Below are 12,987 nucleotides of genomic sequence, written 5' to 3' on the forward strand. Positions count from 1 at the left end.
AGGGTTCGAGCGACCCGGGTGAGGAATCCAGGGCCGGCAGGCCCGACCACGGCGAGAGGGAGGCCCGATGGGCGTCGTCACGCGGGGCTTCGGGGGCCGGCGCCCCGAGCCGGAGCACCAGATCCCGCCGGGCCAGTTCGTCACCGACGACTTCCCGGTGCTGTCCGCCGGCCCGACGCCGCACGTCGACGAGGCGCACTGGGAGCTCACCGTCCGCACGGAGACGGGCGAGGGCCGTACCTGGACCTGGGACGCCCTGATGGCGCTGCCGGCCGAGGAGATCGAGACCGACATCCACTGCGTCACGCACTGGACCAAGCTCGGCACGTCATGGCGCGGCGTCTCGCTGGACACCCTGCTGGCCGACGTCGAGACGAGCGCGGAGTTCGTCATGGCGCACTCCTACGGCGGCTACACGACCAACCTGCCGCTCCAGGACCTGCTCGACGGGCAGGCGTGGGTCGCGTTCGAGTTCGAGGGCGAGCCGCTGGAGCCGGTGCACGGCGGGCCGGCGCGGCTGCTGGTGCCGCACCTGTACTTCTGGAAGAGCGCCAAGTGGCTGCGCGGCCTGGAGCTGATGGACGCCGAGGACCTCGGCTTCTGGGAGCAGAACGGGTACCACGCGTACGGCGACCCCTGGCTCGAGCAGCGGTACTCGTGACCTGGCAGACCGGGTGGCACGTGGCGACCGTCGTCGGCGCCCGGCCGCTCACCGACACGGCGCGGGAGCTCACGCTCGCCGTGCCGGGGTTCGGCGGCACGCTGCCCGGCCAGCACGTCGACGTGCGCCTCACCGCGCCGGACGGCTACCAGGCCACCCGCGCCTACTCGCTCGCGACGGCGGGCGTGGACGAGCGGGTCGACCTCGTCGTGGACGAGGTGCCGGACGGGGAGGTGTCGCCCTACCTGACCCACGACGCGCGCCCCGGCGACCAGGTCGAGGTCCGCGGCCCGCTGGGCGGGTACTTCGTGTGGCACGACGACGACCCCGCCCCCGTGCTGCTGGTGGCCGGCGGCTCCGGCGTCGTGCCGTTCCTGGCGATGCTGCGCGCCCGTCGCCTGTCGGGGCGCCGGGCCCCGTTCCGGCTCGTCTGCTCCGTGCGCGGGCCGGCGGGCGCCATCGGGCGCGACGAGATCGACTCCCCCGACCCGGGCCTCGACGTGCGGTGGGTCTACACGCGCGAGGTGCCGCCCGGCTGGCCCACGCCCCCGGCGCGCCTCACGCCGGACGACCTCTCTGCCCCCGGGTTCGGCCCCGACGACGGCACGAACGTCTTCGTCTGCGGCCCCACCCGCTTCGTCGAGGCCGCGGCCGAGCTGCTCACCGGCCTCGGACACCCGTCCGCCCGGGTCCGCACCGAACGCTTCGGAGGTGCCTGATGACGTCCACCGCCCCGACCACCCCCGACAGGCCCGTCCTCGACGGCTCGGCCCTGGCCGGGCTGCTCAGCGAGGTCTACTCCTTCGACGCCACCCTCGCGGTCGTGCGCTGCGCGCACTGCGGGCACACCGACGTCCTCGCCCGCACCACCGTGCACCTGTCCGCCATGGGCGGCGTCGTGCGCTGCGCGACCTGCGCCGCCGTCCTGCTCGTCGTCGTGGACCGGCCCGACGGCGCGCGCGTGTCGTCCCCCGGCGCCGCGTGGGTGCAGGCGCCGCCGCGCCCCTGACCGCCCCGGATCGACGGCTCGGCGCCCCCTACATCCGGTCGAGGCGCTGGAGCACGGCGCCCTCGCGCAGGGCCCACGGGCAGATCTCGACCTCGTCGACGCCGAGCGCGCGCATGGTCTCCTCCGCCACGACCCCGCCGCCGACGATCTGGTACGTGCGGTCGGTGGTGACGCCCGGCAGGGCGGTGCGCCCGTCGGCGGGGATGCGGGCCAGGCGCGGCACCCAGTCGGCGAGCTGCGCCAGGCGCATCCGCCAGCGGTCGTCCGGGCCGACGGCCTCCACCTGCATCCCGGCGAGACGCGCCAGGGAGCGGAAGGTCTTCGACGTCGCCACGACGTGATCCGGGGCAGCCACGGCCGCGAGCCGCTCGACGACGGGCGCCAGCAGCGCGCGGGCGTGCTCGCGCAAGGCCTGCACCTCGTCGGCGGACGGCGGGTCGTGCCGCAGGAACTCGCGCGTCGTGCGGCCGGCGCCGAGCGGGACGGACGCGGCGAGGTCCGGCTCCTCGTCCACGCCGGTCGCGATCTCCAGGGAGCCGCCCCCGATGTCGAGCACCAGCAGCCGACCGGCGGCCCACCCGTGCCAGCGGCGGGCGGCGAGGAACGTCAGGCGTGCCTCGTCCTCCCCCGACAGGACGACGACGTCGCGTCCCACCCGCGCGGAGATCGCGGCCAGCACCTCGGCGCCGTTCGCCGCGTCGCGGAGGGCCGAGGTGGCCATCGGCATCAGCTCCTCGACGGCGGACTCACGCGCGACGGCCATGACGTCGTCGACCGCCGCGAGGAGCGCGGTGCGGCCCTCCGGCGTCACCGCGCCCTCGTCGTCGAGGTAGCGCATCAGCCGCACGGCGATCTTGCGCGACGCGTGCGGCGCCGGCCGCACGCCGTACCGGGCGTCCATGACGAGCAGATGCACCGTGTTGGAGCCGATGTCGATCACGCCGAGCCGCGGCGCCCGGGCCGTCGCCGAGGTCATGCTGCCGAGCGTAGCGACGCGCGGGGACGACGACGCCCGGCCCCGCGGGGTGCGGGGCCGGGCGTCGTCGTGCGCTGGTCAGGCGGCTACCGTCAGGAGAGGGCCTTCGCCTTGAGGCGCTCGAACTCCTCGGGCGTGATCGTGCCCTCGTCCAGCAGCTTCTTGGCCGAGGCGATGTGGTCCGCCGGCGCCCCCGCCACGTCGCGGATGTACGCGTCGGTACCGGCCTTGGCCTCCTTCACCGCCGCGATCTGCCGCTCCGACATCCCCCGGCCGCGGGCGATGAGGTATACGAGGGCCGTGAGCAGCGGGATGAAGATCAGGAGGACCACCCACAGGGCCTTCCACCAGCCGTTGAGCTCCCGGTCGCGGAACAGGTCGGTGAGGATCTGGAACAGCACCATCAGGTAGGCGATGAAGAGGAAGATCCAGACGAGGTACCAGAAGAAGTCCCAGAACGTGTTCATCTCGTGCGTCCTTTCGAGGCGGACCCAGCCGTCGACGGCCGGCTTGTGGCGGACCGGTGGCCCGCGCTCGGAACGCTAGTGCTGACATGCCGGACGCGCGCGCTGAAACAGGGTGATCCAGGACTCCCCCGCCGAACCGGGCTCTGCCGGACGATCGCGACAGGCCGGACCCTGCTCGGGTCCCGGTCAGCGACCGCTCAGCGGCGGGCCCCGCGCTCCGCGTCGGAGACGAGCTCCTCGGCCCCGGACACGACGGCGGCCTCCTCGGCCCGCGCCCGCGCCAGCGCGTCGGCGCGCACCGCCACGATCTCGCCGTGCAGGGCGGCGTGCGCGCGTTTGCGGACGTCGCGCGCGATGGCGTCGACGTCGGCCTCGTCGGGGGTCTCGCCGCGGGCCGCGAGCTCCGTCGTCAGGCGGTCGACCGCCGCGTCGACCTCACGCCGGACCTCGACCTCGGCCGCGTCGAACAGCGCCACGACGGCGGCGTCCGCGGCGCGGCCCAGGCGGGTCTCCTCGAAGCCCTCGGCCGCGTCGTCCACGATCCGCCGGGCGCGGTCGACGACGTCCGCGGCCGTGGCCGGGGCGTGCGCCTTGAGCGTGCCCAGGTCGTACAGCAGCACGCCCTCGACGTCCGCGACCCGCGGGTCGACGTCGCGGTGCAGCGCCAGGTCGAGGACCACGAGGGGCCGCGGCTCGGGCTCGTCTCCCGCGGCGGCCGCGGCCCGCTCGCGCGAGCGCACCACGGCGGCGGCGTCGAGCACGTACTCCAGGGAGGCCTCGGCCCGCCCGTCCGCGACCCCGCCGGCGGGACCGCGTCCGCGGGCACCCGAGCACGACACCACGAGGTCGGCGTCGGCGAGCGCCTCGATCAGGTCCGGCGCCGCCTCGACGTCGTGGCCCTCCGCGAAGACCTCGGCGCGGCCGGAGCGCGAGTACACCCGCACGTCGTCGCAGCCGCGGGCGCGCAGGGCCGCCACCGACGCCCCCGCGTACGAGCCCGTGCCGATGAGCACCGTCCGCACGCCCCGCCACGAGCCGTCGTGCTCGCCCCGGCCGCGCAGGAGGTCCCGGCCTGCGAGGTCCAGACCGAGCGACACGACGGACCGCCCGGCGGCGCCGAGCTCCGTCCGCGTGCCGACGCGCTTCGACGTGCGCGACGCCGTCTGGAACAGCAGCTCGAGGGTCTTGGACGTGGTGCCGTCCTCGCGGGCCTCGGCGAGGGCGCGCTTCACCTGACCGGCGATCTCCCGCTCCCCCACGACCATCGAGTCCAGCCCGGCGGCGACCGCGAACAGGTGCGAGGTGACCTCGGGCCCGGTGCGGACCGTGAACGAGTCCGCCGCGACCTCCTCGGTCACGCCGGAACCCGCCGCCACCAGGGCCGCGACGTGCTTCGTCGTGTGCCGCACGGCGTCGCCGTGCACCGGCGCGTCGACGTCCAGGTAGAGCTCGAAACGGTTGCACGTGGAGATCACCACGGCGCCCTGGACGGGCCCGCAGGAACCCACGGCGACTCGCCCGACGGAGCCGGAACCGGTGGACAGCCGCTCGAGCGCGTCCAGGTCCAGCTCGCGGTGCGAGGCGGTGAGGGAGAGGAGTACCACAGTGGCTCCACTTTAAGAGGGCCGAACAACCGGGGCAGAATCATGGACCGTGACATCCCCCACGATCGCCTCCGAGCCGGGGCGCGAGCCCACCCTGCTGCCCGCCGACCACCCGCTGGTCGACGGCCGGACGACGCACGCCCCGCTGGTGCGTGCCCTGCGGGGCGATCGTCCGGACGTGACCCCCGTGTGGTTCATGCGGCAGGCCGGCAGGTCCCTGCCCGAGTACCGCGAGGTCCGTCAGGGGGTAGGGATGCTCGACTCCTGCCTCCGGCCACCGCTCGCCGCGGAAATCACCCTCCAGCCCGTGCGGCGCCACCACGTGGACGCGGCCGTCTTCTTCAGCGACATCGTCGTGCCGCTGCGGCTGGCGGGCGTCGACGTGGACATCAAGCCCGGCGTCGGGCCCGTGATGGACCAGCCGTACCGCACGGCCGAGGACGTCGCCCGCCTCACCTCGCGCACCCTCGACGACGGCGCCCTCGCCCCGATCGCCGAGGCCGTGCGCCTCACCGTGGCCGAGCTCGGCGACGTGCCGCTGCTCGGCTTCGGCGGCGCGCCGTTCACGCTCGCCGCCTACCTGGTGGAGGGGCGCCCGTCGCGCGACCACCTCGCCGCGCGCACCCTCATGCACGCGGACCCCGAGACCTGGGCGCGGCTCACCGCGTGGACCGCGGAGCTCACCGGCCGGTTCCTGCGGACGCAGGTGCTCGCCGGCGCGTCCGCCGTCCAGCTCTTCGACTCCTGGGCCGGCTCGCTCGCGCTCGCCGACTACACGGCGCACGTCGCGCCCTCGTCGACGGCCGCGCTGTCGCACGTCTCCGACCTGCGCCTCCCCGGCAGCGACGACGGCCTGGCCGCCATCCACTTCGGCACCGGCACCGGGCACCTGCTGCCCGCGCTGCGCGACGTGCTCGACGCGGCGGGCGTCACCCACCCCGCCGTCGGTGTCGACTACCGCACCCCGATCGACGAGGCCGCCGCCCTGCTCGCCGACCACCCCCGCGGCGCCGTGCCCGTGCAGGGCAACATCGACCCCGCGCTGCTCGCCGCCCCGTGGCCGGTGCTCGAGGCGCACGTGCGCGACGTCGTCGCACGCGGCGCGACCGCGCCCGGCCACGTGGTCAACCTCGGCCACGGCGTGCCGCCGGACACCGACCCGACCGTGCTGACCCGCGTCGTCGAGCTGGTCCACTCGCTGTGACGCCGCTCCCGCCGCTCGGCTCCCCCGACGCCGCGACCCCGCCCGCGCGGGCCGCGGAGCACGTCGACGCCGTGGTCGTGGGCGGCGGGATCGGCGGGCTCGTCGCCGCGCGCACGCTGGTGCGGCGCGGGCTGCAGGTCGTGGTGCTCGAGGCGTCGGACCGCGTCGGCGGCCCCGTGCGCGGCGGCGCGTTCGGGTCGGTGCCCGTGCGCCTCGACCTGGGTGCGGAGTCGTTCGCCGCCCGCGGCACCGCCGTCACGGATCTGGCCGACGAGCTCGGGCTGGACGTCGTGAGCCCGGCCCCCCTGTCCGCGTGGGGCTACTCCGCCGGCCACGCGTTCCCCCTGCCGAAGGCGGGCGTGCTCGGTATCCCGTCGACGCCGTGGGCCCCCGACGTGCGGCGTGCGATCGGCTGGCCCGGCGTGCTGCGGGCGAGCCTCGACCGGGTGCTGCCGCGGTTCGTCGCCGACACCACGGACCTCGGGACGCTGGTGCGCTCCCGTCTCGGGCGGCGCGTGGCCGACCGCCTCGTGGCCCCGGTGGCGACCGGCGTGCACTCCGCGCCGCTCGACCGGCTCGACGTGGCCACCGTCGCGCCCGGGCTGCTCGACGCCTTCGCCCGCACCGGGTCGCTGTCGCGCGCCGTCGGCGAGCTGCGGTCCGCCGCGCCCGCCGGGTCCGCCGTCCGCGGCATCGACGGCGGCATCCACGCCCTCGTCGAGGCCCTGACCGGCGAGATCGCCGCCAGCGCCGAGGAGTTCGCCGACTCCCCGCGCACCGACGCGACCGGCCCCATCCACGCCGCCGTCCGCGTGGCGCAGCGGGTGGTGGCCGTCGAGCGTCTCGGCACCCAGTGGCAGGTCACGACGTCCGCCGGCGGCACCGTGCGCGCCCCGCGGCTGGTCGTGACGACGCCGCGCGTCGCCCCGCTGCTCGCGCCGTGGGTCGCGCCGCTCGAGAACGACCCGGTGACCGCGCCGGTCGGCGTCGTCGTGCCCACCCCCGAGGACGGCGCCGACATCTGGCTCGCGACCCTCCTGCTCGACGCCCCCGAGCTCGACGACGCGCCCCGCGGCTCCGGGATGCTCGTGGCGCCGGACGACGAGGGCGCCGGCTCCGGGGTGCGGGCGAAGGCGCTCACCCACGCCACCGCGAAGTGGCCGTGGCTCGCCGACCGCGTGCGCGCCGCCGTCGGGCCGGGCGTGCACGTGGTGCGCCTGTCGTACGGCCGCATCGGCACCCCGACGGTGCCGCCCACCGCCGACGAGGCCGCCCGCGACGCGTCCGCGCTGCTCGGCGTCGACCTCACCGGCCGGGTCCGCGACCACCTGCTGCAGCGGTGGGACGGCTCCCTGCCGCCGCCCACCCCCGCCTACCGCGCCGACGTCGCGGCGTTCACCGCCGCCGTCGGGCACACGCCGGGGCTGGCCGTCACCGGGGGGTGGGTGGCCGGCACCGGCCTCGCGGCGATCGTCGCGCACGCGCAGGCCGCCGTCGCCGCCCTCTGACCCGCGAGGTAGTTCGAGACCTGACGAGGTAGTTCGAGACCTGACGAGGTAGTGGACTACCTCGCGGGGTCTGGAACTACCTCGGCGATTCTCGAACTACCTCGGCGATGGTGGTGACGCGCTGTCACGACCGGACGTCAGGACGACGGGCGCACCGTGTGAGATCGGTCGCCCGTCCGGCCGGAAGTTGTCCACAGGCCGCACCGCTGCGCGACACTGGACGGGTGAGCACCCCCGAGACAGCCCCTGCCCCGCTGCGCCTCGGCACCCGCGGCAGCGCCCTCGCCACGACGCAGTCCGGCATGGTCGCGCGCCGGCTGGAGGAGCTGCTGGGCCGGCCGGTCGAGCTGGTCCGGATCCGCACCGAGGGCGACGTGAAGACCGGCTCGCTCGCCTCGCTGGGCGGCACCGGCGTCTTCGTCACCGCGCTGCGGGAGGCCCTGCTCGACGGGCGCTGCGACGTCGCCGTGCACTCGCTCAAGGACCTGCCCACGGCGCAGCCCGCCGACCTCACGATCGTCACCCCCGAGCGCGAGGACCCGCGCGACGCCCTGTGCGCCCGCGACGGGCTGACCCTCGACACGCTGCCGCGCGGCGCCCGCGTGGGCACCGGGTCGCCGCGCCGGGCCGCACAGGTGAAGGCCGCACGCCCCGACGTCGAGCTGGTCGACATCCGCGGCAACGTGGAGACGCGGCTCGCGCGCGCCCTCGGCCCCGACGCCGACCTCGACGCCGTCGTCCTCGCGCACGCCGGGCTGTCGCGCCTGGGCCGCACGGAGGTCGTGACGCACCTGCTCGACCCCGCCGTCGTCGCACCCGCCCCCGGGCAGGGCGCGCTCGCCGTCGAGGCACGCACCGCGGACCTGGCGGGGTCCGCGCTGGGCGAGGCGTTCGCCGCGCTCGACCACCGCCCCACCCGGCTCGCCGTGCTCGCCGAGCGCGCGGTGCTCGCGCGGCTGGAGGCCGGCTGCGCCGCGCCGGTCGGCGCGCACGCCCGGGTCGAGGCGGGCGAGCTGCAGCTCACCGCCGTCGTGGCGCGCGTCGACGGCACCGAGCAGCTCACCCACGCCGCGTCCGCGCCGCTCGGGGGCGACGCCGTCGCGCAGGACGAGGCCGCGACGGCGCTCGGCGTCCGGGTGGCGGAGTCCCTGCTGGCCGACGGTGCCGAACGGCTCGCGCCGCTCGTGGGCGGCACGGGAATGCCGCGCACCGGCGAGGCGGACCACGTCGCGCCGCGACAGGACGTCGAGCCGCTCCACGCCCCCACCGGCACGGACGACCCGGAGGGTTCGTGACCGGCGAGCGCACCACGGGGCGCGCCGTCCTCGTGGCGCGCACGACCGAGCGCGGGGCATCGCTCGCGGCGCTGCTACGGGCGGCCGGGCACGACGTCGTGGTCGCCCCCGTCATCGAGCGCGCGCCCGCGGCCGACCTCGGCCCCCTCGACGACGCCGTCCGCGGCCTCGCCGGCGGCGCCTTCGCCTGGGCCGTCGTGACCAGCGTCAACGCCGTCGACGCCCTCGTGGACGCGGCCGCCCGCACCGGCGCGAACCTCGCCGGTGCGCCGGTCCGCTGGGCCGCCGTCGGGCCCGCGACCACCCGTGCCCTCGCCGCCGCGGGCGTCACGACCGACCTCGTGCCGGAGGCCGACGCCACCGCCGCCGGGCTGGTCGCGGCGTTCCCCGACCCGGAGGCCACCGACGACGAGCCGCGCGCCGTGCTGCTGCCGCTCGGCGACCTCGCCCGGCCCACCCTGGACGACGGCCTGGCCGTCCGCGGCTGGGCGCCGCACGTCGTGACCGCCTACCGCACGGTGCACCACGCGCTGCCCGCCGACGTCGCGGACCGCGCCCGCGCCGGGGGCTTCGACCTGGTGGTCGTGTCGTCCGGCTCGGTGGCGCGCGAGATCGCCGCCCAGGCGGGGACGGCCACCGCCGTCGTCGCCATCGGCGGCCCCTCCGCCGACGCCGCGCGCGACGCGGGGCTGCACGTGGCGGCCGTCGCCACCCACCCGACCGACGACGCGCTCGCGGCGGCCGTCGCCGCCGCCTTCGACCCGGCCGTCGACCCGGACCTGCACTCCCCCGGCACCACCGCGCCCGCCGCCGACCCGACGGCGGGCGCCCCCACCCCCACGAAGGAGCACCCGTGAGCACCTCGGGCACCACGTCCGGCATCGTGTACCGGCCGCGCCGCATGCGCACCACGCCGCGCATGCGACGGCTGGCCGCCGAGACCCGCCTGCACCCGGCGGACCTCGTGCTGCCGCTGTTCGTCAAGGAGGGTCTCGACGCGCCCGCCCCGATCACCTCGATGCCGGGCCAGGTGCAGCACACCGAGGGCACCCTGCGCGACGCCGTGGCCGAGGCCGCCCGCGCGGGCCTGGGCGGCGTGATGCTGTTCGGCATCCCCGCCGTGCGTGACGCCACCGGCTCCGCGGGCGACGACCCGGACGGCATCCTGCAGCGCGGCATCCGGATCGCGCGCGAGGCCGTCGCCGAGGTCGAGGCGGCGACGGGCCGGCCGGGGCCGGTCGTCATGGCCGACACGTGCCTCGACGAGTTCACCGACCACGGCCACTGCGGCGTGCTCACCGCGGACGGCGCGGTCGACAACGACGCGACCCTCGACCGCTACGCCGCGATGGCCGTCGCGCAGGCCCGCGCGGGCGCCGAGGTCGTGGCGCCGTCGGGGATGATGGACGGCCAGGTCGCCGTCCTGCGCGACGCGCTCGACGACGCGGGCTTCACCGACGTCTCCGTCCTCGCCTACAGCGCCAAGTACGCCAGCGCGTTCTACGGCCCGTTCCGCGAGGCCGTCGACAGCGCGCTCCAGGGCGACCGGCGCACCTACCAGATGGACGCCGCCAACTCCCGCGAAGGGCTTCGCGAGGCCGACCTCGACCTCGCCGAGGGCGCCGACATCGTCATGGTGAAGCCCGCCGGCACGTCCCTCGACGTGCTGCGGGGCGTCGCGGACCGGTCCGACGTGCCGGTCGCGGCGTACCAGGTCAGCGGCGAGTACGCCATGATCGAGGCGGCTGCCGCGCACGGCTGGATCGACCGGAAGGGCGCCGTGCTCGAGTCGGTGACCGCCATCAAGCGCGCCGGCGCCGACATCGTCCTCACCTACTGGGCCAACGAGATCGCGGAGTGGATCAAGTGACCGAGCACCTCGACAACCACACCGCGTTCCTGCGCGCCCAGGCCGCGATCCCCGGGGGCGTGAACTCCCCCGTGCGCGCGTACGGCTCGGTGGGCGGCGACCCGCGGTTCCTCGCGAGCGCCCGCGGCCCGTACGTCACCGACGTCGCGGGGCGCGAGTACGTGGACCTCGTGTGCTCGTGGGGCCCGGCCCTGCTGGGCCACGCGCACCCCGAGGTCGTCGCGGCCGTGCAGGACGCCGCCGCGCGGGGCCTGTCGTTCGGCGCCCCCACCGTGGCCGAGGTGGAGCTCGCGGAGGAGATCCGCCGTCGCGTGCCCGTCGCGGAGCGCGTGCGGCTGGTGTCCACGGGCACCGAGGCGACGATGACGGCGATCCGGCTCGCGCGCGGCGTCACCGGGCGGCCGCTGGTCGTGAAGTTCGCCGGCTGCTACCACGGCCACGTCGACGCGCTGCTGGCGGAGGCCGGGTCGGGCGTCGCGACGCTCGCCATGCCGGGCACGGCGGGCGTGACGGAGGCGTCGGCCGCCGAGACGCTGGTGCTGCCGTACAACGACCTGGCCGCCGTGGAGGCCGCGTTCGCGCAGCACGGCTCCCGGATCGCCGCGGTCATCACCGAGGCGAGCCCCGCGAACATGGGCGTGGTGCCGCCCGCGGAGGGCTTCAACGAGGGCCTGCGCCGCATCACGCGCGCGCACGGCGCCCTGTTCGTCATGGACGAGGTGCTCACCGGTTTCCGCGTCGGCCCGTCGGGCTGGTGGGGCCTGGAGAACGCCGCGATCCGCGCCGGCGGCGGCGAGGGGTACGCGCCCGACCTGCTGACGTTCGGCAAGGTCGTGGGAGGCGGGATGCCCGTGGCCGGCCTGGGAGGGCCCGCGGCGATCATGGACCAGCTCGCGCCCACCGGCCCCGTCTACCAGGCGGGCACCCTGTCCGGGAACCCGGTGGCCGTCGCGGCGGGCCTCGCCACGCTGCGCCTGGCCGACGAGGCCGTCTACGCGCGGGTCGACGCCGTCGCCGACACCCTGGCCACCGCGCTCGGGGACGCCCTGTCCGCCGAGGGCGTGGCCCACCGCGTGCAGCGCGCGGGCTCGCTGTTCTCCGTCTTCTTCGGCCCGTTCGCCGCGGAGCACGGCGTGCGCGACTACGCGCAGGCGCAGGCCCAGGAGGTCTTCCGCCACCGGGCGCTGTTCCACGCGCTGCTCGACGCCGGCGTGAACCTGCCGCCGTCGGTCTTCGAGGCGTGGTTCGTCTCGGCCGCGCACGACGACGACGCCGTGAACCGCATCCTCGAGGCCTTGCCCGCCGGCGCGAAGGCCGCCGCCGCGGCGACCGCCTGACCGGAGAGCCCCCTTCGAGCAAGCGAGATCCGTCGCGCCATCCGGGGTGATGGCGCGACGGATCGCTTGCTCGAAGGGAACGGGCGTCAGCGGCGGGCGACGCCGTCCTTACCGCTCGCGGCGGTGGTCTTCGTCGTCGCCGGCACGACGATCTGGTAGGTGCCGGCCTTCGAGCTCTTCACCCGCGTGACGACCTTGCCGCCCGTGCCGGTCGTCACGTGCTTGACGGTGCGCCACCCGGCCGGGCCGGTCGGGTTGAAGCGGACCGCGACGCGCACGCCCTTCTTGCCCTTCCAGGTGCCCGAGTCGGTGTACGAGTTCTTCCAGACGTTCTCCTTGACCGTGCCGCGCACCTGGACGTACGCGCGGGAGCCCTTGGCGCGGTAGGCGTTGGTGCCCCCCACCGCGCGCTTGTTGCGCAGGTAGACGGTGGTCAGGTGGTCCTTCTCCGGGTAGAGCCACGCCTCGCCGTACTCCGGAGCGAGGTCCGCCCCGACCGCCAGCCTCTGCGGCACGAGGTGGTCGTACTTCCGGAACGTGATCGTCGTCTTCTTCGTCGTCGAGACGGTGTTCGTGAACTCCGAGTCCGACCACTGCCACGGACCGTTGATGGACTCCGCCGTCGCGCTGCCGCTCGCCCACCACCCGGTGAACGTCCCCGGCCCGGAGAACGCCAGCTTCGCCGTCACCGGGATCTTCGTGTACCCCGCGCGGTTGATCGTCACGTACGTGGGCGTGGTGACGGTCATCTTGACCGACCGGCCGTCGTAGTCGGTGTCGGTGGTCGACCCGGTACCGGCCGCGGCCGGCCCGGCGACGGCGCCGACGGCCACGACCGCGCCGACGAGCGACGCGACGATCTTGCGCTTCATGTGGACTTTCCCCTGCTCTCGCGTGGCGGCCCGCCTGCGGGCCGCCAGGAGCGTACGTGGCGCGCGACGGCGGTTCGGGCGGTCGTGGGCGGTCTTCACGCCGCGCCCACGGAACGCTCCGACCGTGCGGCCGAAGCTCTCACGCCGCCGCGGTGGAACACACCCGGAGGGCTGACCTGCCGCG

Annotated in this window: 13 protein-coding genes; 9 read left to right on the plus strand and 4 right to left on the minus strand. The window is 76.1% G+C overall.

Going from position 1 to position 12,987, the window contains the following annotated elements:
- Window positions 1-67: 67 nt before the first annotated feature.
- From ACWF41_RS20530 to ACWF41_RS20540, 3 genes are read left to right on the plus strand one after another with little or no spacing between them, the layout of a single operon-like run.
- A complete protein-coding gene (locus ACWF41_RS20530; protein WP_380318960.1) occupies window positions 68-661 on the plus strand; it encodes a sulfite oxidase-like oxidoreductase in 594 nt (197 codons plus the stop codon).
- Window positions 658-1,380: an FAD-binding oxidoreductase gene (locus ACWF41_RS20535; RefSeq protein WP_380318963.1), complete on the plus strand. Its 723-nt coding sequence runs from the start codon at window positions 658-660 to the stop codon at window positions 1,378-1,380. Before ACWF41_RS20530 ends, ACWF41_RS20535 begins: the two co-directional genes overlap by 4 nt.
- Window positions 1,380-1,670 carry a DUF6510 family protein gene (locus ACWF41_RS20540; protein WP_380318966.1) on the plus strand — a complete coding sequence of 97 codons (291 nt, stop codon included), beginning with the start codon at window positions 1,380-1,382 and terminating at the stop codon, window positions 1,668-1,670. The genes ACWF41_RS20535 and ACWF41_RS20540 overlap by 1 nt, the downstream gene beginning before the upstream one ends.
- Window positions 1,671-1,698: 28 nt before the next feature.
- Here ACWF41_RS20540 and ACWF41_RS20545 read toward each other — a convergent pair whose 3' ends face one another.
- The 3 genes from ACWF41_RS20545 to ACWF41_RS20555 all read right to left on the minus strand — a co-directional run bounded on the left by ACWF41_RS20545 (window position 1,699) and on the right by ACWF41_RS20555 (window position 4,717).
- Complete coding sequence (locus ACWF41_RS20545) at window positions 1,699-2,646, minus strand: Ppx/GppA phosphatase family protein (RefSeq protein ID WP_380318969.1); 948 nt, start codon at window positions 2,644-2,646, stop codon at window positions 1,699-1,701.
- 92 nt (window positions 2,647-2,738) lie between these two features.
- Window positions 2,739-3,113, minus strand: a complete 375-nt coding sequence (locus ACWF41_RS20550; protein WP_380325288.1) for an SHOCT domain-containing protein — start codon at window positions 3,111-3,113, stop codon at window positions 2,739-2,741.
- A gap of 197 nt (window positions 3,114-3,310) precedes the next feature.
- Window positions 3,311-4,717 carry a glutamyl-tRNA reductase gene (locus ACWF41_RS20555; RefSeq protein ID WP_380325291.1) on the minus strand — a complete coding sequence of 469 codons (1,407 nt, stop codon included), beginning with the start codon at window positions 4,715-4,717 and terminating at the stop codon, window positions 3,311-3,313.
- A gap of 49 nt (window positions 4,718-4,766) precedes the next feature.
- Between ACWF41_RS20555 and hemE the strand changes: the two genes are divergently transcribed.
- From hemE to hemL, 6 genes are all read left to right on the plus strand, one after another.
- On the plus strand, window positions 4,767-5,921 hold the full coding sequence (gene hemE, locus ACWF41_RS20560) for a uroporphyrinogen decarboxylase (RefSeq protein WP_380325294.1): 1,155 nt from the start codon (window positions 4,767-4,769) through the stop codon (window positions 5,919-5,921).
- A complete protein-coding gene (locus tag ACWF41_RS20565; protein ID WP_380325297.1) occupies window positions 5,918-7,429 on the plus strand; it encodes a protoporphyrinogen/coproporphyrinogen oxidase in 1,512 nt (503 codons plus the stop codon). Before hemE ends, ACWF41_RS20565 begins: the two co-directional genes overlap by 4 nt.
- Window positions 7,430-7,653: 224 nt before the next feature.
- Window positions 7,654-8,724 carry a hydroxymethylbilane synthase gene (gene hemC, locus ACWF41_RS20570; protein WP_380325300.1) on the plus strand — a complete coding sequence of 357 codons (1,071 nt, stop codon included), beginning with the start codon at window positions 7,654-7,656 and terminating at the stop codon, window positions 8,722-8,724.
- Window positions 8,721-9,581, plus strand: coding sequence for a uroporphyrinogen-III synthase (locus ACWF41_RS20575; protein WP_380325303.1), 861 nt, complete (start codon window positions 8,721-8,723; stop codon window positions 9,579-9,581). The genes hemC and ACWF41_RS20575 overlap by 4 nt, the downstream gene beginning before the upstream one ends.
- Window positions 9,582-9,643: 62 nt before the next feature.
- Window positions 9,644-10,594: a porphobilinogen synthase gene (hemB, locus tag ACWF41_RS20580; RefSeq protein ID WP_380325309.1), complete on the plus strand. Its 951-nt coding sequence runs from the start codon at window positions 9,644-9,646 to the stop codon at window positions 10,592-10,594.
- The gene (gene hemL, locus ACWF41_RS20585) at window positions 10,582-11,931 is read left to right on the plus strand and encodes a glutamate-1-semialdehyde 2,1-aminomutase (protein ID WP_380325306.1); all 1,350 of its coding nucleotides are present in this window, start codon (window positions 10,582-10,584) and stop codon (window positions 11,929-11,931) included. The genes hemB and hemL overlap by 13 nt, the downstream gene beginning before the upstream one ends.
- Before the next feature lie 86 nt (window positions 11,932-12,017).
- Here hemL and ACWF41_RS20590 read toward each other — a convergent pair whose 3' ends face one another.
- Window positions 12,018-12,803, minus strand: a complete 786-nt coding sequence (locus tag ACWF41_RS20590) for a hypothetical protein (protein ID WP_380324979.1) — start codon at window positions 12,801-12,803, stop codon at window positions 12,018-12,020.
- Window positions 12,804-12,987 lie beyond the last annotated feature (184 nt).

This window comes from Isoptericola sp. NPDC055063, from assembly GCF_053608125.1.